Origin of the sequence: Ferrovibrio sp. MS7 (assembly GCF_038404985.1) — a bacterium.
Classification (GTDB): Bacteria; Pseudomonadota; Alphaproteobacteria; order Ferrovibrionales; family Ferrovibrionaceae; genus Ferrovibrio; species Ferrovibrio plantarum.
This window is the reverse complement of the sequence record NZ_JBBKBA010000001.1, coordinates 186,322-206,054: the sequence shown is the minus strand read 5'-3', so window position 1 is coordinate 206,054 and position 19,733 is coordinate 186,322. Positions and strand designations below refer to the sequence as shown.

The following is a 19,733-nucleotide window of genomic DNA, read 5'->3' as shown; positions in this document are numbered from 1 at the left end:
CATGGATACGGAAGAATTGATCGGCTATTGGGTGATGTCGGCGCTCTCGGTGGTGCTCGGCATCATCGGGATCGTGCTGGCGGTTGGGGCCGTGGACAACGCGATACTGTCCTTCGGTCTGTCGCTGGCTGCTTTTGCGGTGCTATTCGTCTATTTCGCCATCGACCGCACCCATAGCCCGCACACTCATAGTTCTGGCGAGAAGTAAGTCGGTTTGACCTGCGTCAAGGTCCATTGCCGTCGGCGGCATACACTGCTGGCGGCAAATGGAGGAATGCAATGACGCTGTATCATGTCCGCCTGGAACTGGCGCGCGAGAAAGATCACCCGACCGGCAGCGAGCGCCATGGCTATGAATTCACCGCGCCGCTGGATGAACTTGGTCATCTTGATGCGGCGCAGTGGCGCCAGGCGCGGCGGCAATGCCTGATGCGCCGCTTCTGGGTGGGCGAGGATGATCGCCAGGGTGAACTGATTCACACAAAAGGTGGCCGCTGGGCTTTCTCCTACGACCCCGCGACCGACACTGACGATGAAGCGATCTTTCGCCTGGATCGCCACACTATCCGCGCCGGCGAGTATCTCTCCATCACCGAACCGGAAGGTGAGCAGCACACCTTCCGTGTCGTGCGCGTAGCACCGGTCCAGTAGGCTTCAGATCAGCGGCGTCCAGCGCAGTTCTGCGGCGCCGCTCCGTACCAGATCGATAATGGTATGGCGCAAAGCCAGTAAGGCCGGCGCTGGAGCGCGCTCGGCGGGGCGTGCCAGGCAGAGCCGGCGCAACGTGCTGGCGGATTGCAGCGTGGCAAAGCTCAGATCGCCGGCACGCAACAGGGCATGCACGCTGGAATAGGGCAGCACGGTGAAGCCGAGACGGCGCCGCACCATGTCGATCAGCACCGGCAGGGCATCGACTTCGTAAATCAAATTCATGCGGCCATGCTGCTTCGTGTTCCTGGGCTGGCCGGCGCAGATTTCATCCACCAGCAGCCGCAGACGATGCGGCCGTGCCGGCAGGATCAGCGGCAGGGCAGCGAGTGCTGCCGGCTTCAAGCTGGCGCGTTTGGCGAAATGCCCCGCCGGGCCGAGCACCACCACGCTGTCCTGCAACAGCGGTTCGGTGGCCAGCGGCCCCATGGCGCGGGTCTCATACAGCACCGCCAGATCAGTCTGGCCGCTTAAAGCCCAGTCATGGATCACGGCGCTGAAGCCTTCGCGCAGATGCAGCCGCACTTTTGGATAGCGCTGGCGCATCGCCTGGGCAATCTCGGGAAACAGCACGGCGCTGAACGAGGTTGGCGCCGCCAGGGTCAGGGCACCGGAGGGCTCGGCCTGCAAGCCCTGCACCAGTTCGCGGGTACGCCGCGCTTCCGCCAGCACGCGCTCTGCCTGTTCGGCCAGCAGGCTCCCGGCGGCGGTCGGCTGCACGCCCCAGCTATGGCGGGTAAGCAGCGCAACGCCCAATTCCTCTTCCAACTGCTTCAGTTGTCGCGACAGGGCCGGCTGCGCCAGGCCGAGCTGCAAGGCGGCTTTCGAGATATTGCCGGTCTGCAGCACAAGGCGGAAATGCTCCAGGTCGCGCAATTCCATGATCATGCTCCAAAAGTATATCGACCATACTGAATATATATTTGTGCTATGGCTGTGTCTGCCCTAGAACCCATGCCCGAAAGATGAATCCTGGAGGGTGGAGACCATGGCCGAACAGCATGCCGATATCCGCGAGGCGGTGCGCCGCCTCTGCGCCAATTTCCCCGGCGCCTATTGGCGCAAGCTGGATGCCGAACGTGCCTATCCTACCGAGTTCGTACGCGCACTTACCGAGGCCGGCTTTCTCTCGATCCTGATTCCGGAAAGCTATGGCGGCTCCGGCCTCGGCGTGCAGGCGGCCTGCGCCGTGCTGGAGGAAATCCACCGCTCCGGCTGCAATGGCGGCGCCTGCCATGCCCAGATGTACACCATGGGCACTTTGCTGCGGCATGGCACGGAGGCGCAGAAGCGCGCCTATCTGCCCGGCATCGCCGATGGCAGTTTGCGGCTGCAGGCTTTCGGCGTCACCGAGCCGACCAGCGGCACCGATACCACCCGCATCCGCACTTTCGCCGAGCGGAGCGGCGATAAGTATATCGTCAATGGCCAGAAGGTGTGGATCTCGCGGGCCGAGCATTCCGACCTGATGGTGCTGCTGGTGCGCACCACGCCGCGCGACCAGGTGTCGAAGCCGTCCGATGGCATGAGCGTGCTGCTGGTGGATCTGCGCCAGGCGCGCGGCAACGGCCTCACCATCCGGCCGATCCGCACCATGATCAACCACGCCACCACCGAGTTGTTCTTCGAGAATCTGGAAGTGCCGGCGGAAAACCTGATCGGCCAGGAAGGCAAGGGCTTCAAGTATATTCTCGATGGCATGAATGCCGAGCGCATCCTGATCGCCGCCGAATGCCTGGGCGATGCCCGCTTCTTCATTGATCGCGCCTCGGCCTATGCCAAGGAGCGCGAAGTGTTCGGTGCACCGATCGGGCGCAATCAGGCGGTACAGTTCGCCATCGCCCGCGCCCAGGTGCAGACCGAGGGCGCGATGCTGTTCATCGAGCGCGCGGCGCGCCTGTTCGATAACGGCGCGCCCTGCGGCACGGAAGCCAACATGGCCAAGCTGGTGGCTTCCGAGGCCTCCTGGTTCGCCGGCGACCATTGCCTGCAGATCCATGGCGGCTTCGGTTTCGCCGAGGAATACGATATCGAGCGCAAATGGCGCGAGACGCGGCTCTATCAGGTGGCGCCGATTTCCACCAACCTGATCCTCTCGCATGTCGCGACCCATGTGCTTGGCCTGCCCAAGAGTTTCTGACCATGCACCCCCCCGCTACACGTCCTTTGGAAGGATTGTTGGTCGTCGCGCTGGAACAGGCAGTCGCGGCGCCGCTCTGCACCATGCGGCTGGCGGAAGCCGGCGCGCGCGTCATCAAGATCGAGCGGCCGGAAGGCGATTTCGCGCGCGGCTATGATCATGTCGTGCATGGCGAAAGTTCGTATTTCGTCTGGCTCAATAGGGCTAAGGAAAGCCTGGTGCTGGATCTGCGCCAGGCGGATGACATTGCCCTGCTCGGCCGGCTGGTCGAGAAGGCCGATATCTTCGTGCAGAATCTGGCGCCGGGTGCCGCGGGCCGGCTCGGCTTCGGCTCGGCTGAATTGCGCGCGAAATATCCGCGCCTGATCACCTGTGACATTTCCGGCTATGGCGAGGATGGGCCCTACCGCGACATGAAGGCCTATGACCTGCTGATCCAAGGCGAGTCTGGCCTGGCGATGATCACCGGCGCCCCGGAAGCGCCGGGCCGCGTCGGGGTTTCGGTGGCAGATATTGCCTGCGGCATGAATGCGCATGCCGGCATCCTGCAGGCCCTGCTGCTGCGTGGCCGGACAGGGCAGGGCAGCGGCCTGCAGGTGTCGCTGTTCGACAGCCTGGCCGACTGGATGACGGTGCCGCTGATGCATACGGTCTATGGCGGCAAGAGCCCGCGCCGCGTCGGCCTGGCGCATCCCTCCATCGCTCCCTATGGCGCCTTCGCCACCCGGGATGGCCGCCAGGTGATCCTGTCGATCCAGAATGATCGCGAATGGGCCTCGCTCTGCCGTGGGCCGCTGAACGATGCCGCGCTGATCGAGGATCCGCGTTTCCGCAGCAATGCCGACCGCGTCGCCAACCGTCCGGCCTGCGATGGCCTAGTGGCGGCGGCCCTTGGCGCTTTAAGCCATGCCGAGGCGGTGGCGGCATTGGACAAGGCCAAGGTCGCCTATGGCAACCTCAACACGCCAGAGGATCTGGCCCGGCATCCACAGCTTCGCCGCATTGCAGCCGATACCCCGACCGGGCCTGTCGACCTGGTGGCGGGTCCGGTGCGCTGGGTTGATTTAGCAGAAACAGCGGGTCCGGTGCCGTCCATCGGCCAGCATACGGCGGCGATCAGAAAGGAATTTATGCCGGAAAACTGATGATATTGCCTGGTAAATATAACATAATATTTTAGTGTATTTAGATTTATTTGCTAAAACTATTGTTAAAATAAATTGTTGCCACATAATGTATGTGAAATAAGCCTGGGATCGTTCCCTGGGCAAGAGGAGTTTGCGTCGTGCCGTTCACCCATCCTGAGACCATCGCACTGCATGCGGGCTACCGCGCCGACCCGACCACCGGCGCCGTGGCGGTGCCGATCTACCAGACCACGTCGTATCAGTTCCGCGATGCAGAGCATGCCGCGAACCTCTTCGCGCTGAAGGAATTCGGCAACATCTATACCCGCATCATGAACCCGACCACCGATGTGCTGGAGCAGCGCATCGCGGCACTGGAAGGTGGTGCCGCCGCGCTGGCGGTGGCCTCGGGCCAGGCGGCCTCGGCGCTGGCGCTGCAGAATCTGGCCGTGGCGGGCGACAATATCGTCAGCTCCACCGATCTCTATGGCGGCACCTGGAACCTTTTCGCCAATACCCTGAAGCAGCAGGGCATCGAAGTGCGCTTCGTCGATCCGGTCGATCCGGAGAATTTTCGCCGCGCCACCGATGCCCGCACCCGCGCCTATTACGCCGAGACGCTGCCGAACCCGAAGCTGCAGGTGTTCCCGATTGCCGAAGTCGCCGCCATCGGCCGTCCGCTCGGCATTCCGCTGATCGTCGACAACACCGCCGCGCCGATCATCGCCAAGCCGTTGCAGCATGGCGCCGCCGTGGTGGTGTATTCCACCACCAAGTATATCGGCGGCCATGGTACCTCCATCGGCGGCCTGATCGTCGATGGCGGCAATTTCGACTGGGCGGCGGTACCGCAGCGACAGCCTTTGCTGAACAAGCCTGATCCGAGCTACCACGGCGCGGTATGGACCGAGTCGGTGAAGCCGATCGGCCCGGTGGCCTATATCATCAAGGCGCGCGTCACGCTGCTGCGCGATCTCGGCCCGGCGCTGAGTCCGTTCAACGCTTTCCAGACCATTCAGGGCCTGGAAACCCTGCCGCTGCGCATCCGTGAGCATAACCGCAACGCCGCTGCCGTTGCCGATTTCCTGGCCAAGCATCCGCAGGTCGCCAGCGTGATCTATCCCGGCCTGCAGCAGGGCGAGAGCCGGCGTCGCGCCGATGCCTATCTCAAGGGCGGCTATGGCGGCCTGCTCGGCTTCGAGCTGAAGGGCGGCCTGGAAGCTGGCCGCAAGTTCATCGATGGCCTGAAGCTGTTCTATCACGTCGCCAATATCGGCGATGCGCGCAGCCTGGCAATTCATCCGGCCAGCACCACCCATAGCCAGTTGAGCGGCGACGAACAGCTCGCCGCCGGCGTTTCGCCCGGCTATGTGCGGCTGTCGGTCGGCATCGAGCATATCGACGACATTCTCGCCGATCTCACGGCGGCACTCGGGAGCCTCTGACGACCATGGCTATCGGCATTCACGGCATCACCAAGAGCTTCGGCGCCACGCCGGTGCTGCGCGGCATCGATCTCGACATCAAGGATGGCGAATTGATCGCGCTGCTCGGTGCCTCGGGTTCGGGCAAAACCACCCTGCTGCGTATCCTGGCCGGCCTGGAATGGCCTGATGCTGGCAACGTGGATGTGGATGGTGCCGACTGGCTGTCGCTGACCGCGCAGCAGCGCCATGTCGGTTTCGTGTTTCAGAACTACGCGTTGTTCCAGCATATGCGGGTGCGTGACAATATCGCCTTCGGCCTCGATGTGCTGCCGCGTGGCGAACGCCCAGGCAAGGACGAGATCAAGGCCCGGGTCGAGGAATTGCTCGGCCTGGTGCAGATCGGGGCGCTCGGCGACCGTTTCCCGGCGCAGCTTTCCGGCGGCCAGCGTCAGCGCGTGGCGCTTGCCCGCGCGCTCGCCATCCGGCCGAAGATGCTGCTGCTGGACGAGCCGTTCGGCGCGCTGGATGCCAAGGTGCGCAAGGACCTGCGGCGCTGGCTGCGCGAACTGCATGACCAGCTCGGCATGACCACCATCTTCGTCACCCATGACCAGGAAGAAGCCTTCGAACTGGCCGACCGTATCGTGCTGATGGGCGAAGGCCGCATCGAGCAGGTCGGCACCCCGGATGAAATCTACGAGCAGCCGGCCAGCCCCTTCGTTGCCCGCTTCCTCGGCGGCGTCAACGAGATCGCCGCCGAGATCAATGATGGCCGTGTTGTCGTTGCCGGTGCCGAGACCGCTTCGCTCGACCGTATCGCCGCCGGCGATGGTGCCATCCAGCTTTTCGTTCGCCTGCAGGAGATCGACCTTGAGCCCGCCAGCGATGCGCCGGCGCGTATCCAGGCCGTCACCTCCAGCGGCCCGGTGCTGCGTTATGACGTGGCCCTGCCGGGTGCGGCGAAGCATCTGGAAGTCGAATTGCCGCGCGAACAGGCGCGGCGGCGCAATCTGCGCCAGGGCGATGCGGTGCGGGTGCATATCCGCGAAGGCCGCGTCTTTTCGCCCGCCCTGCATCCCGCCAATCAGTCCGCCGCCTATGCCGCTCAGCGCGGCGCGGCGGGCGAGTAAGTATCAGAAGAAAGGATTACCTCCCATGAAGCGTCTTCTCTCCGTCGCTGCCGTGCTTGCCCTGCTGTCCGGCGGTGCCCAGGCCCAGACGGTCGAATTGCTCAACGTCTCTTACGATATCGCACGCGAGCTGTTCGCCCAGATCAACCCGGTCTTCGCAGCCGACTACAAGGCCAAGACCGGCCAGGTGGTCGAGATCAAGCAGAGCCACGCCGGCACCTCGCGCCAGGCCCGCTCGATCCTGGAAGGTCTGCAGGCCGACGTCGTCACCTTCAATCAGGTACTGGACGTGCAGATCCTGCATGACCGTGGCAAGCTGGTGGCCGCCGACTGGCAGAAGCGGTTCCCGAACAATGCTTCGCCTTATTACTCGCTGCCGGCCTTCCTGGTGCGCAAAGGCAACCCGAAGAACGTGAAGGACTGGTCCGACCTGGTGCGCAAGGACGTGCAGTCGGTGTTCCCGAACCCGAAGACCTCGGGCAACGCGCGCTACACATATCTTGCCGCCTATGCCTTCGCGCTGGAGCAGAACAAGGGCGATGTGGCGAAGGCGAATGCCTTCGTGAAGACCCTGCTTGGCAATGTGCCGGTGTTCGATACCGGCGGCCGCGGCTCCACCACTACCTTCGTCGACCGCGAAATCGGCGATGTGCTGATCACTTTCGAGGCCGAGACCAACGGCATCAAGCGCGAATATGGCGACAAGGGCTTCGAGCTGGTGACTCCCTCGGTCAGCCTGCTCGCCGAATTCCCGGTGGCCGTGGTCGACAAGGTGGCCGAGCGCAAGGGCACCCAGGCGGTGGCCAAGGCGTACCTGGATTTCCTCTACAGCGAAGCCGGCCAGGAAATCCTGGCGCAGAACTATAACCGCGTGCATCATCCTAAGGTGCTCGAGAAGTACAAGGCGCAATTCCCCACCCTGCGCCTCGTCACCATCGAAGCCGTGTTCGGCGGTTGGGAACAGGCCAACAAGGTGCATTTCGCCGAAGGCGGCATCCTCGATCAGGTCTTCGTCAACCGCTAAGCGTTAATCTTAAAGCCGGGGCCGCCCCGCGCCGGGTTTAGACATGTCACTTGCCATCCGCCATGCCGGGCCGCCGAAGGCCCGGCATGTGCTTCCTGGTTTCGGGCTCACGCTCGGCGCCACGCTGCTCTATCTCACCGTCATCGTGCTGCTGCCGCTGGCGGCGTTGCTGCTGAAATCCGCCGAGATCGGTCCGGCGCGATTCCTGCAGCTCGTCAGCTCGCCCCGCGCGCTGGCCTCGTTCCAGCTCACGCTCGGCTCCGCCGTCCTGGCCACGGCCTTCAATGCCATCTATGGCCTGCTGATGGCCTGGATTCTGGTACGCTACGAATTTCCCGGCCGTCGCCTGCTGGATGCGCTGATGGATATTCCCTTTGCGCTGCCCACCGCTGTCGCCGGCATCGCGCTCACCGCGCTTTATGCCAAGAATGGCTGGTTCGGCAGCGTGCTGGAGCCGGCCGGCATCAAGGTGGTCTACACCATCACCGGCGTTGCCATCGCCATGGCCTTCACCTCGGCACCTTTCGTGGTGCGCACGCTGCAGCCGGTGCTGGAAGACCTGGCACCGGAAGCCGAGGAAGCGGCGCGCACGCTCGGCGCCTATCCCTTCACGATTTTCCGCAAGGTGATCCTGCCGGCGATCATGCCGGCCTATCTCACCGGCTGCATGCTTGCTTTCGCCCGTTCGCTGGGCGAATTCGGCGCCATTATCTTTATTGCCGGCAACCTGCCGATGAAGACCGAAATCGCTGCCTTGCTGATCTTCATCCGTCTGGAAGAATTCGATTATCCGGCAGCGGCGGCGATTGCCACCGTGATCCTGCTTACCGCCTTTGTCATGCTGCTGCTGGCCAACCTGCTGCAAGCCTGGCAGATGCGCGCCCTGAAGAAGACTTGAAATCATGAGCGACCGCCGCAAACCGCAACTCGGCCGCCTGCCGCTCTTTCTGATCGGCATTGGCGTACTGCTCACTGCCGGCTTCATCCTGGCGCCTATCGTGGTGATTTTCGAGCAGGCTTTCTCCAAGGGCTGGGATTTCTATCTGCACAGTATCCAGGCGCCGGAAACCCTGCATGCCATGGGGCTTACCATCCTCACCGCTATCGTGGTGGTGCCGGTGAATATCCTGTTCGGCGTCGCCGCAGCCTGGGCCATCGCCAAGTTCGAATTCCCCGGCAAGAAGCTGCTGCTGACCCTGCTGGAAATTCCGTTCTCGATTTCACCGATCGTTGCCGGCGTCACCTATCTGCTGCTGTATGGCGCGCAGGGGCTGTTCGGTGGTTTCCTGGAAGATCATGGCATCCGTCTGATGTTCGCGCTGCCGGCGATTTTCCTGGTCACGCTGTTCGTCACCAGCCCGTTCGTGGCGCGTGAATTGATCCCGCTGATGCAGGCCCAGGGCACTGAGCCGGAAGAAGCAGCGGCCACGCTCGGCGCCACCGGCTGGCAGACCTTCCGACGCGTCACCTTGCCGAGCATCCGCTGGGCTCTGCTCTATGGCGCCGTGCTCTGCTCGGCGCGGGCGATTGGCGAATTCGGCGCTGTCTCGGTGGTATCGGGCAATGTGCGCGGCGAGACCAACACGCTGCCGCTGCAGGTCGAGCTGCTGTATCACGATTACAATGCCGTCGGCGCCTTTGCCGCCGCCACCACGCTGACCGTGATCGCGCTGCTCACTCTGCTGATCAAGGCGTTTCTCGAACACCGGCAGAGCCGCACCGCCCGCGCACACTAGGCATCACTCGTGCTCTATGGTGAGCACGACATGATCGGCGGCAAAGCGCGAGCGGACATATTCCACTGCCCGGCCTTGGGCATCCACGTTCACGGTTTCGCTGAGCAGGATAGGCCGCGTGCGCGGCAGGCCGAGCAAACGCGCATCGCCCGACGCGATCAGCTTCGCCGCCACCCGGGTTGAGCGACGGCGGAAATCGGTGACGCCACCGGCCTGCAGCGCGCCGGTGATCGAGCCGGCGCGGCGGAACAGTTCCGGCATTTCCGGGAAACGCTCCTGCGCCACATAATGGCTGCTGACACTGATGCATTTGTCATCGGCGCGGTTCAGCAATTCCAGCTGCCATAGCCGGGCACCAATCGGCAGGCCCATGGCGCGGGCGATATCGGCGGGTGCCGCAATCTGTTCAGCGAAGATCAGTTCGCGCGAGGGCTGTTTCTGGCGCGTGCGCAGGTTTTCGGTAAAGCGGGTGCGGGCGCCGAGTGCATAATCCAGCGCCCGCTCGGCGACAAACATGCCGCGGCCCTGCTCGATGCTCACCAGCCCGGTTTCTTCCAGCCGGTTCATCGCCTGCCGCACGGTATGGCGGTTGACGCCGAATTCCGTCGCCAGGTGCTTTTCGGTCGGCAATTGCGCGCCGGGGGCATAATCGCCACGCCGGATCATGCGCTCCATTTCGGCGGCAATCTGCCGCCACACCGCCATGCCGTTGCCGCGTTCAACCATCGCTGCCGCTCAGCCATTCCTCTGGGTGTCATAAAAACTTCGCTGAAACCGTGCTTGATTGGCGTGCGGCCTCGGCTTATTCGTATAGATGTCTAGATGAATTTAGACATCTGCGCAAGAGGTCTACATGTCCGCCGCCGCACAAAAATCCAGTCCGCACTCCCCGAACGACGGGGCGATAGCCGCACGCCAGCGCCGCCTGCGGCTGCTGGCGCGCGCCGAACGCGGCCGACTGGAACAGGTCTATGCCGCCTTGCCGCAGCAGCCGGGCTACCGCCGGCTGAAGCAGCCGGAGACCGGGCTTGCCATGCTGCGCGCCCGTGCCGGCGGCGTTGGGCAGCGTTTCAATCTCGGCGAGATGACCATCAGCCGCTGCGTCGTGGCCTTGGAGGCCAGCGGCGTCATGGGCGTCGGCTATGTGCCAGGGCGGGATCAGCGCAAGGCGGAACTGGTGGCGCTGTTCGATGCCTTGAGCCAGGGCGCCGCGATGGCCGCCGCCCTCGAAGCCAGCCTGTTCGCGCCGCTGGAAAGCGAATTGAACCAGGCTCAGGCGGCGCGTGAAGCCAAGGTGGCGGCGACCAAGGTGGATTTCTTCACCATGGTACGCGGGGAGGATTGAGCATGAATGCATTTGTGCCCTCAACGCCCGCTGCCGGTTTCAACGATCCGGTGCAGCAGAGCCAACAGGCCTTTCGCCATCTGCTGCAGGCCCTGGCCCATCCCGGCCGCATCATCCCCATGCCGCTGCAAGCCGGCCATCCCGCCGGCCTGACGCCCGCCATGGCGGCAGCTTTACTCACGCTTTGCGATCTCGATACCCCGGTGTGGCTCGGGCCGGGCTGCGACGATGCGGAAACCGCCACCTGGTTGCGTTTCCATACCGGTGCGCCGCTCACCGCCCAGGCCAGCGATGCTGCGATTGCCGTGGCTGTTGCGCTGCCGGTTCTGGAAGAGCTTGGCTGGGGCAGCGATGTGGCACCCGAGCGCGGCGCCACACTGTTGCTGGCCGTCGAGGGCTTCGATGGTGCCGCCGATCTGGTGTTGACCGGCCCCGGCATCCGCGAGCGCCAGCCGGTTAGTGGTTGCGGCCTAAGTGACGATTTCTGGCGCCAGCGCGCGGCGATGCGCGATGCCTTCCCGCGCGGCGTCGATATCTATCTGGTGGCGGCGGATGCCGTCCTCGGCCTGCCGCGCAGCACGCAGGTTCAACTCGGCACCAAGGGAGCCTGACATGTATGTGGCAGTGAAAGGCGGCGAGGCCGCTATCGAGAATGCCCACAAGCTGCTGGCAGAGGAACGCCGTGGCGACCGCACAGTGCCGGAAATCGGCATCGAGCAGATCCGCGAGCAGATGAGCCTGGGTGTCGACCGGGTGATGACCGAAGGCTCGCTTTATGATCCTGATCTTGCCGCCCTGGCGTTGAAACAGGCGCGCGGCGACCAGGTGGAGGCGATCTTCCTGCTGCGCGCCTACCGCACCACTTTGCCGCGCCTCGGCGTCACGCGGCCGATCGATACCACGTGCATGCGGGTGATGCGGCGCATCTCCTCCACCTTCAAGGACCTGCCGGGCGGACAGTTGCTCGGCCCGACTTTCGACTATACCCATCGTCTGCTGGATTTCGCGCTGATGGGCGAGCAGGAAGCGGCGCCGCTCGCCGGCCAAGGCAGCCTGCCAAGCCAGATGCCGCAGGTGGTCGACCTGCTCAACGCGGAAGGCCTGATCGAGCCGGAACTACCCGATGCCGATGAGGCGCCAGTAGGCGACCTGACGCGCGAGCCGCTGATGTTTCCGGCCGACCGGGCCTTGCGATTGCAGAATCTGGCGCGCGGCGATGAGGGCTATCTGCTGGCGCTTGGCTATTCCACCCAGCGTGGCTATGCCAAATCGCATCCTTTCGTCGGTGAAATCCGCAGTGGTGATGTGACTGTGGAAATTGACATCCCCGAACTCGGCTTCGCTGTCGATATCGCCGATATCACCGTCACCGAATGCCAGATGATAAACCAGTTCCGTGGCTCGCGCAGCGAACCGCCGAAATTCACCCGTGGCTATGGCTTGAGCTTCGGCTTCGCCGAGCGCAAGGCGATGGCCATGGCGCTGGTTGACCGGTCCTTGCGTGCCGAGGAATTGGGCGAGGATATCACCGCGCCGTCGCAGGATCAGGAATTCGTGCTGTCGCATGCCGACAATGTCGAGGCTTCCGGCTTCGTGCAGCATCTCAAGCTGCCGCACCATGTCGACTTCCAGTCGGAACTCACCCTGATCCGTACCATGCGCGCCGAACTGGAAGCCGGCAACGAACTGGCGGAGGCCGCGCAATGAACTTGACGCAAGCGTATCAAGGCAGTGCACAGCTAGCCGGTTACAATTTCGCCTTCCTGGACGAGCAGACCAAGCGCATGCTGCGCCGCGCCATCCTCAAGGCGGTGGCGATTCCCGGCTATCAGGTGCCGTTCGGCAGCCGCGAAATGCCTTTGCCTTACGGCTGGGGTACTGGCGGCATGCAGGTGACGGCGGCGGTGATCGGCAGCGACGATGTGCTGAAGGTGATCGACCAGGGCGCCGACGACACCACCAATGCCGTGTCGATCCGCCGCTTCTTCCAGCGCATGACCGGGGTTTCCACCACCGAGCGTACCCGTGCCGCCACCCTGATCCAGACCCGCCACCGCGTGCCGGAAACGCCGCTCAGTGAGGGCCAGATCCTGGTTTACCAGGTGCCGATCCCGGAGCCGCTGCGCTGGCTGGAGCCACGCGAGACCGAAACCCGCGTGATGCATGCGCTGTCGGAATATGGCGTCATGCATGTGAAGCTCTATGAGGATATCGCACAGCACGGCCATATCGCGACATCCTATGACTACCCGGTGCTGGTGAATGGCCGCTACCTGATGCGCTGCTCGCCGATTCCGAAATTCGATACGCCGAAACTGCATATGAATGCCGCCTTGCAGCTTTTCGGCGCCGGTCGCGAAAAGCGCATCTACGCCCTGCCGCCCTACACGGATGTGCAGCCGCTGGATTTCGCCGACCACCCGTTCAGCATCGAACGCTGGGTACAGCCCTGCGCGCTCTGCGGCGCCAGCGACAGTTTCCTCGATGAAGTGATCCTGGATGACCAGGGCGGCCGCATGTTCGTCTGCTCCGATACGGATTACTGCAACGACCGCCGCGAAGCCGGCCATCATGGTGCGCTGGCTGCACCTTATGAGAAGGAGACTGCGGCATGATTGCGCAGGAAATGCCGCTGCTCAGCGTCGAGGAATTGCATAAGAGCTTCGGTCGCCAGGCGGCCTGCCGCGACATCTCGTTCGAGCTGTGGCCGGGCGAGGTGCTCGGCATTGTCGGCGAATCCGGCTCGGGCAAGTCGACGCTCCTGAATATCCTGGCCGGGCGCATCGCCGCCGATGCCGGCCGGGTGCTTTACCGGGCCGGCAATGATGAGATCGTTGATCTGCTCACCGCCAATGAGGCGCGGCGCCGTCAGTTGATGCGCACCGAATGGGGCTTCGTGCAGCAACATGCCCGCGATGGCCTACGCATGACCTTTTCAGCCGGCGCCAATATCGGCGAACGCCTGATGGCGCTGGGGAATAAGCATTATGGCGAATTGCGCGGCACCGCCTTGCACTGGCTGAATGCCGTGGAGATACCCGCCGAGCGTATTGACGACCAGCCGCGCCGTTTCTCCGGTGGCATGCAGCAGCGCCTGCAGATCGCCCGCAACCTGGTGACGCGGCCACGCATCGTGCTGATGGACGAGCCGACCGGCGGCCTCGACGTCTCGGTGCAGGCGCGCCTGCTAGACCTGCTGCGCCGCCTGGTGCAGGAACATAATGTCGCGGTGATTGTCGTTACCCATGACCTTGGCGTTGCCCGCCTGCTGGCGCATCGCCTGATGGTGATGCGGCGCGGCGAGGTGGTGGAGGCCGGCCTTACCGACCAATTGCTCGACGATCCGCAGCATGCCTACACGCAGTTGCTGGTCTCCTCGGTCTTGAGCGTGTGAGGCCCCCATGGACATGATTCGCGTCGAGGATGTGAGCAAGACCTTCACCCTGCATCTGCGCGGCGGCATTTCGCTGCCGGTGCTGCGCCATACCAGCATGAGCGTACAGGCCGGCGAATGCGTGGTGCTGCATGGCCCCTCGGGCGCCGGCAAATCCACTTTGCTGCGTTCGATCTATGGCAATTACAGGCCGCAGCAGGGCCGTATTCTGCTGCGCCATGAAGGCGAGCTGGTGGATATTCTCCAGGCCCAGCCGCGTGTGCTGCTCGATATCCGCCGCCGCAGCTTGGGCTATGTCACCCAGTTCCTGCGCGTCATCCCGCGCGTCGCCACCCTGGATATCGTCGCCGAACCCTTGCTGGCGCGCGGCGAGGCTGAGCAGGCTGCCCGGCAGCGGGCGGCCGCACTGCTCAGCGAACTCAATATCCCGGAGCGGCTATGGAGCCTGCCGCCGGCCACTTTCTCCGGCGGCGAACAGCAGCGGATCAATATCGCGCGGGGGTTCTGCGCCGATCATCCAATGCTGCTGCTGGATGAGCCAACCGCCTCGCTTGATGCTGGCAATCGCACCATTGTCATAAATCTGATCGAAACTGCGCGCCGACGCGGCACCGCCATCGTCGCCATTGTGCATGACGACGAGACCCGGGCTGCCATCGCCACCCGCCTGTTACCTTTGCAAGCCCTTGGAGCCGCCGCATGAGTGCCGTCACGATCCGCAATGCCCGCCTGGTCACGCCCGAGGCGATGATCGAGCAGGGCTGCCTCAGCATGGCGGAGGGCCGCATCAAAGCCATCGATGCCGGTGCCAGCAACGCCGCCGATGCCATTGATTTCGATGGTGATTATCTGCTGCCGGGCCTGGTGGAGCTGCATACCGACCATATGGAAAAGCATTTCGCCCCGCGCCCCGGGGTGCGCTGGCCCGGTCGCCTGGCGGTGATGAGCCATGATGCCCAGGTCACGGCCGCCGGGATTACCACGGTGCTGGATGCGGTAGCGGTGGGTGATGTGCGCGAAGGTGCTGTGCGTATGGAAATGCTGCGCGAGATGATCCAGGCCATCGACGGGGCGCAGCAGGCCGGAATGCTGCGGGCCGAGCATCTGCTGCATCTGCGCTGCGAAATTTCCTTCAAGGATTTGATGGCGCTGGTCGAGCCCATGACCGAATTGGCGTGGCTGCGTTTGATCTCGGTGATGGATCACAGCCCGGGCCAGCGGCAATTCGTCAATCCGGCCAAGTATCGCGAATATTATCAAGGCAAGTTCGGCCTCTCGGATGCCCAGATGGATGAATTCATGGCCAGCCAGATCGCGGCAGCCGAAGCCAATGGCGTCCGCAACCGCCGCGCCGTGGTCGATCTCTGCCGTGCCAAGGGCCTGCCGCTCGCCAGCCATGACGATGCCACCGCCGAGCATGTCGCCGAAGCCGCCGCCGATGGCATGGTGGTGGCGGAATTCCCCACCACCAAGACCGCGGCCACGCTGTCCCGCCAGCATGGCATGAAGGTGATGATGGGCGGCCCGAATGTGGTGCGCGGCGGCTCCCATTCCGGCAATATTTCAGCCAGATCGCTGGCCGAGGCCGGTGAACTGGATATCATCTCCTCGGATTACGTGCCCAGCAGCATGCTGCATTCCGCTTTCCTGCTGCCGAGCCAGGTGCCCGATATTTCGCTACCCCAGGCAGTCGCGATGGTAACGCGCAACCCGGCCGAGTCCATCGGCCTTACAGATCGTGGCGCCATCGAGCCGGGCCGCCGGGCCGACCTGATCCGCGTCAGCGTCGTGGACGGGTTCCCGGTGGTGCGTAGCGTGTGGCGCGAGGGCCAGCGGGTTATGTGAGGGAGGATGCAATGCCGGATATTCTTGACACCGTGGTAGGACTTCTGGAAAAGGCCGGCGCCGAGCGCTACGGCATGGAGGCGGTGAGCCAGTTGGAACACGCCCTGCAATGCGCCATGCATGCCGAACGTAGCGGCTCCAGCCCGGAACTGATCACCGCCTCGCTGCTACATGATATCGGCCATCTGGTCGGGCAGGGCGACGAGGGCCTGGCCGAGCAGGGTGTCGATGCACAGCATGAGACCATCGCCGCCGACTGGCTGGCGCAGTATTTCCCGGCAGCGGTGGCCGAGCCGGTGCGGCTGCATGTCAATGCCAAGCGCTATCTCTGCCGCGCCGAGCAGCACTACTGGGCCGGCCTGTCGCAAGCCTCCAAGACCAGCCTGGAAGTGCAGGGCGGCATCTACAGCGAGGCCGAAGCGGCGGCATTCATCGCCCAGCCTTTTGCCCAGGATGCCGTGATGCTGCGGCGCTGGGATGATGCCGCCAAAACACCGAAGCTGCGCACCCCCGATCTCGCCTATTACCGCAGCTTCATCGCCCGGTCCCTCGGCAACGCGGCCTGAATGGGCGGTACATTCCATCCTGGCCGTCTCGTCGTCGTTGTCGGCCCCAGCGGCGTCGGCAAGGACAGCCTGCTGGCTGGTGCGCGTGCGGTATTAGGGACGAATCCCACCATCCGTTTCCCGCGCCGCGTGGTGACGCGGGCGCCGGATCTCGGCGGCGAGGATTATATCGCGCTGGATGAAGCCGCCTTCCAGGCCGAGCAGGAGCGCGGTGCTTTCGCCCTGTCCTGGGCGGCGCATGGTCTGCTTTACGGCATACCGCGCTCGATAGACGATGATCTCCGTGCCGGTATTCAGGTGGTGGTGAATGTTTCCCGCGCCATCCTGCCGGATCTGCGGCGGCTTTATGCCAACCGCTTGATCATTGGTGTCACCGCGTCGCCCAACGTGCTGCGTCAGCGGCTTGAAGCGCGTGGCCGTGAAAGCCCCGCCGATATCGTGCAGCGCTTGGCGCGTGCTGCCGCCTTCGATCTGGCCGGCGACGATGTGGCGATTCTGGCCAATGATGGCCCGCTGGAGCAAGGCGTGGCGCGGCTGGTCAGTCTTCTGCAGGAGCCAGGATTACTCTGCAGGAGCCAGGGCGAAGCGGCGCAGCACGCGAAAATTCTCCCGCTCTGATGCCTGGCGGAACAGGCATAGCTCGCCAAGCATAAGCGTCTCGCCGAGCAGCGGCGCTGTGGCATTTTTAAGGTAATCGAGCAGGCGCTGGCGTGTGCCGGCATCCTCGATCTTGCCGGTCAGCGTGAAATGCAGCCGGAATTCATCGAATACGTAAGGATAGCCCCACTCGGTGAGGTATGCCTCCTGCCGCGCGGTCAAACCTATGGCGCGGCGTTTGGCCAGTTCGGCGGCGCTGGCGGGCGCCCGGAAGCTGTCGAAGCGGCGCACGCAATCAGCCGCCAGCCGGTTCACGCCAGGGCAGGGCTGCGAGGGGCGCAGCGCCAAGAAACTGCCCAGGGCTTCTACGCTCAGGCGCGGCAGCAGCACGCTGGGGAAGCTGCTGGCGAAAGCGGCCAAGGCCCTGATCAGTCCGGCCTCATACTTGCCTTCGGCCAGCCGGAAGGGCGGTTTCAAGGTGGCGTGGAAGCCATAGCGGCGCGGCTCGGCGGTGATGCGGTCGAGCCAGGCGGCATCGAAGCCGGGCACCCCGGCGCGGAAACTTTCCCCCGAATCCGGATCATGCCCCAGCCAGCGGGCGGCAAAGCCATGCAACGGATCGCTGGTGGCGGGAGCGGCGTAGAGGGCGTAGCGCGGCGAGGGGATAGACAAGTGCTGCAATCGTCCTGTGGGTAACTCGGCAGCGAACCGGCCGCCGGGGCGATTTCACCATCCCGTCGCCGAAGCGCAACGGAAGTGTCATGTGGCGTTGCTAAGCCATCCAGGCCCGAGGGCATCAGGAGAGCATGTATGCGTGCCGCAATCGAGATCGTTCATCTATCGAAAACCTTTGCCACCGGCAAGCGCGCTCTCGACAAGATCAATCTCGTAATCCAGCCCGGCGAAATGGTCGCCCTGATCGGGGCCTCCGGTTCGGGCAAATCCACCTTGCTCCGCCATGTCGCCGGGCTGATGCAGGGCGACCGCGATGCCCAGGCCCAGGTGGCGGTGAATGGCCGCATGGTGCAGCAGGCCGGCAAGCTTGGCCGGGGCATCCGTGAGACCCGTGCCGGTATCGGCTTCGTGTTCCAGCAATTCAATCTGGTTGGCCGGCTCTCGGTGATCACCAATGTGCTGGCCGGCAATCTGGGCCGCCTGCCGCTGTGGCGCAGCCTGCTCCGCTGGTTCACCGACGAGCAGCGCCGCGATGCGGTGCAGGCCCTGGCCCGCGTCGGTATCGCGCAATGCGCCTTCCAGCGTGCTTCCACCCTTTCCGGCGGTCAGCAGCAGCGCGCCGCCATCGCCCGCGCCCTGGTGCAGAAAGCTGCTGTCATTCTGGCCGACGAGCCGATTGCCTCGCTGGATCCGGAATCCTCACGCCGCGTCATGGCGGCTCTGGCCGATATCAACCGCACCGATGGGGTCACCGTCGTGGTGTCGCTGCATCAGGTGGATTTCGCGCTGAAATACTGCCGCCGTGTCGTCGCGCTGCGCGATGGCCGCGTGATGTATGACGGCCCGGCCGCCAGCGTCACCGCGCCATTGCTGCGCGACCTCTATGGCGATAACAGCGACCTCGATTTCGGCTCGCTCGGCACGCCAGAAGTCGAGGAGCCTAAGGCCGCCGAATACCGGGCACGTCCGCTGCAGGCGGCCATCGCCTGATCCTTTTCACGATTACTTCGTAGCCAACGGGAGAATTATCCATGCTTCGCCGCAACTTGCTTAAGGCAACACTACCGCTGCTGCTGCTCGGCTTCGCCGGCACTGCCCCGGCTCAGGCCCAGGGTCTGAAGGAACTCAACTTCGGCATCATCTCGACCGAATCGAGCGCCAACCTGAAGACCATCTGGGAGCCGTTCCTCGCCGACATGCAGAAGCAGACCGGCATGAAGATCAATGCCTTCTTTGCCCCCGACTATGCCGGCGTGATTGAAGGCATGCGCTTCAACAAGGTGCAGATTGCCTGGTACGGCAATGCCTCTGCTATGCAGGCGGTGGATCGCGCCGATGGCGAAGTGTTCGTGCAGACCACCTCCAAGGATGGCGCGCCGGGCTACTGGTCGCTGCTGCTGGTGCACAAGGACAGCCCGATCAATTCGCTGGAAGATATCGTCAAGGCGCCGGGCAAATACACTTTCGGCAACGGCGATCCGAACTCGACCTCGGGCTTCCTGGTGCCGAGCTACTACGCCTGGGGCCAGAACAATATCGATATCCGCAAGCATTTCACCCGCGTTGTGGCGGCCAATCACGAGACCAACGCGCTCGCCGTTGCCAACAAGCAGGTCGATATCGCCACCAACAACACCGAGAATCTCGAGCGTCTGCAGAAGACCATGCCCGAGAAGGCCAAGGAGGTGAAGGCGATCTGGAAGTCGCCGCTGATCGCTTCCGACCCGATCGTATGGCGCAAGGATCTGCCGGAAGAGACCAAGAAGGCCGTGAAGACGTTCTTCATGACTTATGGCACCAAGGATGAGCGCGAGAAGAAGGTGCTTGCCGACCTGCAATGGGGTCCGTTCAAGGAATCCTCCAACAAGCAGCTGCTGCCGATCCGCCAGCTCGGCCTGTTCCGCGACAAGATAAAGCTGGAAGGCGATGCCAACATGGCTGCCGACGAAAAGGCCAAGAAGCTGGCTGAGATCGACGCCAAGCTCGCCGAACTGAACAAGCAGCTTGGTTCTTGAAGCA

General features: G+C 63.8%; 23 protein-coding genes. 20 read left to right on the top strand and 3 right to left on the bottom strand.

Annotation, left to right across the window (positions count from 1 at the left end):
- Position 1: 1 nt before the first annotated feature.
- Positions 2 to 208 (top strand): hypothetical protein, encoded by a 207-nt coding sequence (locus V6B08_RS00945; RefSeq protein WP_341977167.1) that lies wholly within the window; start codon positions 2 to 4, stop codon positions 206 to 208.
- A 71-nt stretch (positions 209 to 279) separates the two neighbouring features.
- Positions 280 to 651, top strand: a complete 372-nt coding sequence (locus tag V6B08_RS00940; protein ID WP_341977166.1) for a hypothetical protein — start codon at positions 280 to 282, stop codon at positions 649 to 651.
- A 3-nt stretch (positions 652 to 654) separates the two neighbouring features.
- Here V6B08_RS00940 and V6B08_RS00935 read toward each other — a convergent pair whose 3' ends face one another.
- Positions 655 to 1,590, bottom strand: coding sequence for a LysR family transcriptional regulator (locus V6B08_RS00935; RefSeq protein ID WP_341977164.1), 936 nt, complete (start codon positions 1,588 to 1,590; stop codon positions 655 to 657).
- A 106-nt stretch (positions 1,591 to 1,696) separates the two neighbouring features.
- Here V6B08_RS00935 and V6B08_RS00930 point away from each other — a divergent pair, with 106 nt between their 5' ends.
- The 7 genes from V6B08_RS00930 (at position 1,697) to cysW (ending at position 9,292) form a co-directional block, all read left to right on the top strand.
- Entirely contained in the window at positions 1,697 to 2,848 is a 1,152-nt protein-coding gene (locus V6B08_RS00930; protein WP_341977162.1) for an acyl-CoA dehydrogenase family protein, read from the top strand.
- Positions 2,849 to 2,886: 38 nt separating this feature from the next.
- Positions 2,887 to 3,993, top strand: coding sequence for a CaiB/BaiF CoA transferase family protein (locus V6B08_RS00925; protein WP_341977160.1), 1,107 nt, complete (start codon positions 2,887 to 2,889; stop codon positions 3,991 to 3,993).
- A 140-nt stretch (positions 3,994 to 4,133) separates the two neighbouring features.
- Positions 4,134 to 5,420, top strand: coding sequence for an O-acetylhomoserine aminocarboxypropyltransferase/cysteine synthase family protein (locus tag V6B08_RS00920; protein ID WP_341977157.1), 1,287 nt, complete (start codon positions 4,134 to 4,136; stop codon positions 5,418 to 5,420).
- Between the two features lie 5 nt (positions 5,421 to 5,425).
- The gene (locus V6B08_RS00915) at positions 5,426 to 6,532 is read left to right on the top strand and encodes a sulfate/molybdate ABC transporter ATP-binding protein (protein ID WP_341977155.1); all 1,107 of its coding nucleotides are present in this window, start codon (positions 5,426 to 5,428) and stop codon (positions 6,530 to 6,532) included.
- Positions 6,533 to 6,557: 25 nt separating this feature from the next.
- A complete protein-coding gene (gene cysP, locus V6B08_RS00910) occupies positions 6,558 to 7,556 on the top strand; it encodes a thiosulfate ABC transporter substrate-binding protein CysP (protein ID WP_341977153.1) in 999 nt (332 codons plus the stop codon).
- Positions 7,557 to 7,599: 43 nt separating this feature from the next.
- A complete protein-coding gene (gene cysT / locus V6B08_RS00905) occupies positions 7,600 to 8,454 on the top strand; it encodes a sulfate ABC transporter permease subunit CysT (RefSeq protein ID WP_341977151.1) in 855 nt (284 codons plus the stop codon).
- 4 nt (positions 8,455 to 8,458) lie between these two features.
- Complete coding sequence (cysW, locus tag V6B08_RS00900) at positions 8,459 to 9,292, top strand: sulfate ABC transporter permease subunit CysW (RefSeq protein ID WP_341977149.1); 834 nt, start codon at positions 8,459 to 8,461, stop codon at positions 9,290 to 9,292.
- A gap of 3 nt (positions 9,293 to 9,295) precedes the next feature.
- Here the strand turns inward: cysW and phnF are convergent, their stop codons facing one another.
- Positions 9,296 to 10,018, bottom strand: a complete 723-nt coding sequence (gene phnF, locus V6B08_RS00895) for a phosphonate metabolism transcriptional regulator PhnF (protein WP_341977146.1) — start codon at positions 10,016 to 10,018, stop codon at positions 9,296 to 9,298.
- A gap of 127 nt (positions 10,019 to 10,145) precedes the next feature.
- On the opposite strand from phnF, the gene phnG reads away from it, so the two are divergent.
- Genes phnG through phnN form a run of 9 tightly spaced genes read left to right on the top strand, consistent with a single transcriptional unit; the run spans position 10,146 to position 17,060 of the window.
- Positions 10,146 to 10,637, top strand: coding sequence for a phosphonate C-P lyase system protein PhnG (phnG, locus tag V6B08_RS00890; RefSeq protein WP_341977144.1), 492 nt, complete (start codon positions 10,146 to 10,148; stop codon positions 10,635 to 10,637).
- 2 nt (positions 10,638 to 10,639) lie between these two features.
- Entirely contained in the window at positions 10,640 to 11,248 is a 609-nt protein-coding gene (gene phnH, locus V6B08_RS00885; protein WP_341977142.1) for a phosphonate C-P lyase system protein PhnH, read from the top strand.
- Position 11,249: 1 nt separating this feature from the next.
- Positions 11,250 to 12,344 carry a carbon-phosphorus lyase complex subunit gene (locus tag V6B08_RS00880; protein WP_341977140.1) on the top strand — a complete coding sequence of 365 codons (1,095 nt, stop codon included), beginning with the start codon at positions 11,250 to 11,252 and terminating at the stop codon, positions 12,342 to 12,344.
- Complete coding sequence (locus tag V6B08_RS00875) at positions 12,341 to 13,252, top strand: alpha-D-ribose 1-methylphosphonate 5-phosphate C-P-lyase PhnJ (RefSeq protein WP_341977138.1); 912 nt, start codon at positions 12,341 to 12,343, stop codon at positions 13,250 to 13,252. Before V6B08_RS00880 ends, V6B08_RS00875 begins: the two co-directional genes overlap by 4 nt.
- Positions 13,249 to 14,031, top strand: a complete 783-nt coding sequence (gene phnK / locus V6B08_RS00870; protein WP_440588783.1) for a phosphonate C-P lyase system protein PhnK — start codon at positions 13,249 to 13,251, stop codon at positions 14,029 to 14,031. Before V6B08_RS00875 ends, phnK begins: the two co-directional genes overlap by 4 nt.
- A gap of 7 nt (positions 14,032 to 14,038) precedes the next feature.
- Positions 14,039 to 14,734 carry a phosphonate C-P lyase system protein PhnL gene (gene phnL / locus V6B08_RS00865; RefSeq protein WP_341977136.1) on the top strand — a complete coding sequence of 232 codons (696 nt, stop codon included), beginning with the start codon at positions 14,039 to 14,041 and terminating at the stop codon, positions 14,732 to 14,734.
- Positions 14,731 to 15,876 carry an alpha-D-ribose 1-methylphosphonate 5-triphosphate diphosphatase gene (locus tag V6B08_RS00860; protein ID WP_341977135.1) on the top strand — a complete coding sequence of 382 codons (1,146 nt, stop codon included), beginning with the start codon at positions 14,731 to 14,733 and terminating at the stop codon, positions 15,874 to 15,876. Before phnL ends, V6B08_RS00860 begins: the two co-directional genes overlap by 4 nt.
- Before the next feature lie 11 nt (positions 15,877 to 15,887).
- Positions 15,888 to 16,442: a phosphonate degradation HD-domain oxygenase gene (locus V6B08_RS00855; protein ID WP_341977134.1), complete on the top strand. Its 555-nt coding sequence runs from the start codon at positions 15,888 to 15,890 to the stop codon at positions 16,440 to 16,442.
- Positions 16,443 to 17,060: a phosphonate metabolism protein/1,5-bisphosphokinase (PRPP-forming) PhnN gene (phnN, locus tag V6B08_RS00850; RefSeq protein WP_341977133.1), complete on the top strand. Its 618-nt coding sequence runs from the start codon at positions 16,443 to 16,445 to the stop codon at positions 17,058 to 17,060.
- Here the strand turns inward: phnN and V6B08_RS00845 are convergent.
- Positions 17,004 to 17,711 carry a DUF1045 domain-containing protein gene (locus tag V6B08_RS00845; protein ID WP_341977132.1) on the bottom strand — a complete coding sequence of 236 codons (708 nt, stop codon included), beginning with the start codon at positions 17,709 to 17,711 and terminating at the stop codon, positions 17,004 to 17,006. The two genes, phnN and V6B08_RS00845, sit on opposite strands and share 57 nt — an antisense overlap.
- Before the next feature lie 138 nt (positions 17,712 to 17,849).
- On the opposite strand from V6B08_RS00845, the gene phnC reads away from it, so the two are divergent.
- Both phnC and phnD read left to right on the top strand, forming a co-directional pair.
- Complete coding sequence (gene phnC, locus V6B08_RS00840; protein ID WP_341977130.1) at positions 17,850 to 18,704, top strand: phosphonate ABC transporter ATP-binding protein; 855 nt, start codon at positions 17,850 to 17,852, stop codon at positions 18,702 to 18,704.
- A gap of 41 nt (positions 18,705 to 18,745) precedes the next feature.
- The gene (gene phnD, locus V6B08_RS00835; protein ID WP_341977128.1) at positions 18,746 to 19,729 is read left to right on the top strand and encodes a phosphonate ABC transporter substrate-binding protein; all 984 of its coding nucleotides are present in this window, start codon (positions 18,746 to 18,748) and stop codon (positions 19,727 to 19,729) included.
- Positions 19,730 to 19,733 lie beyond the last annotated feature (4 nt).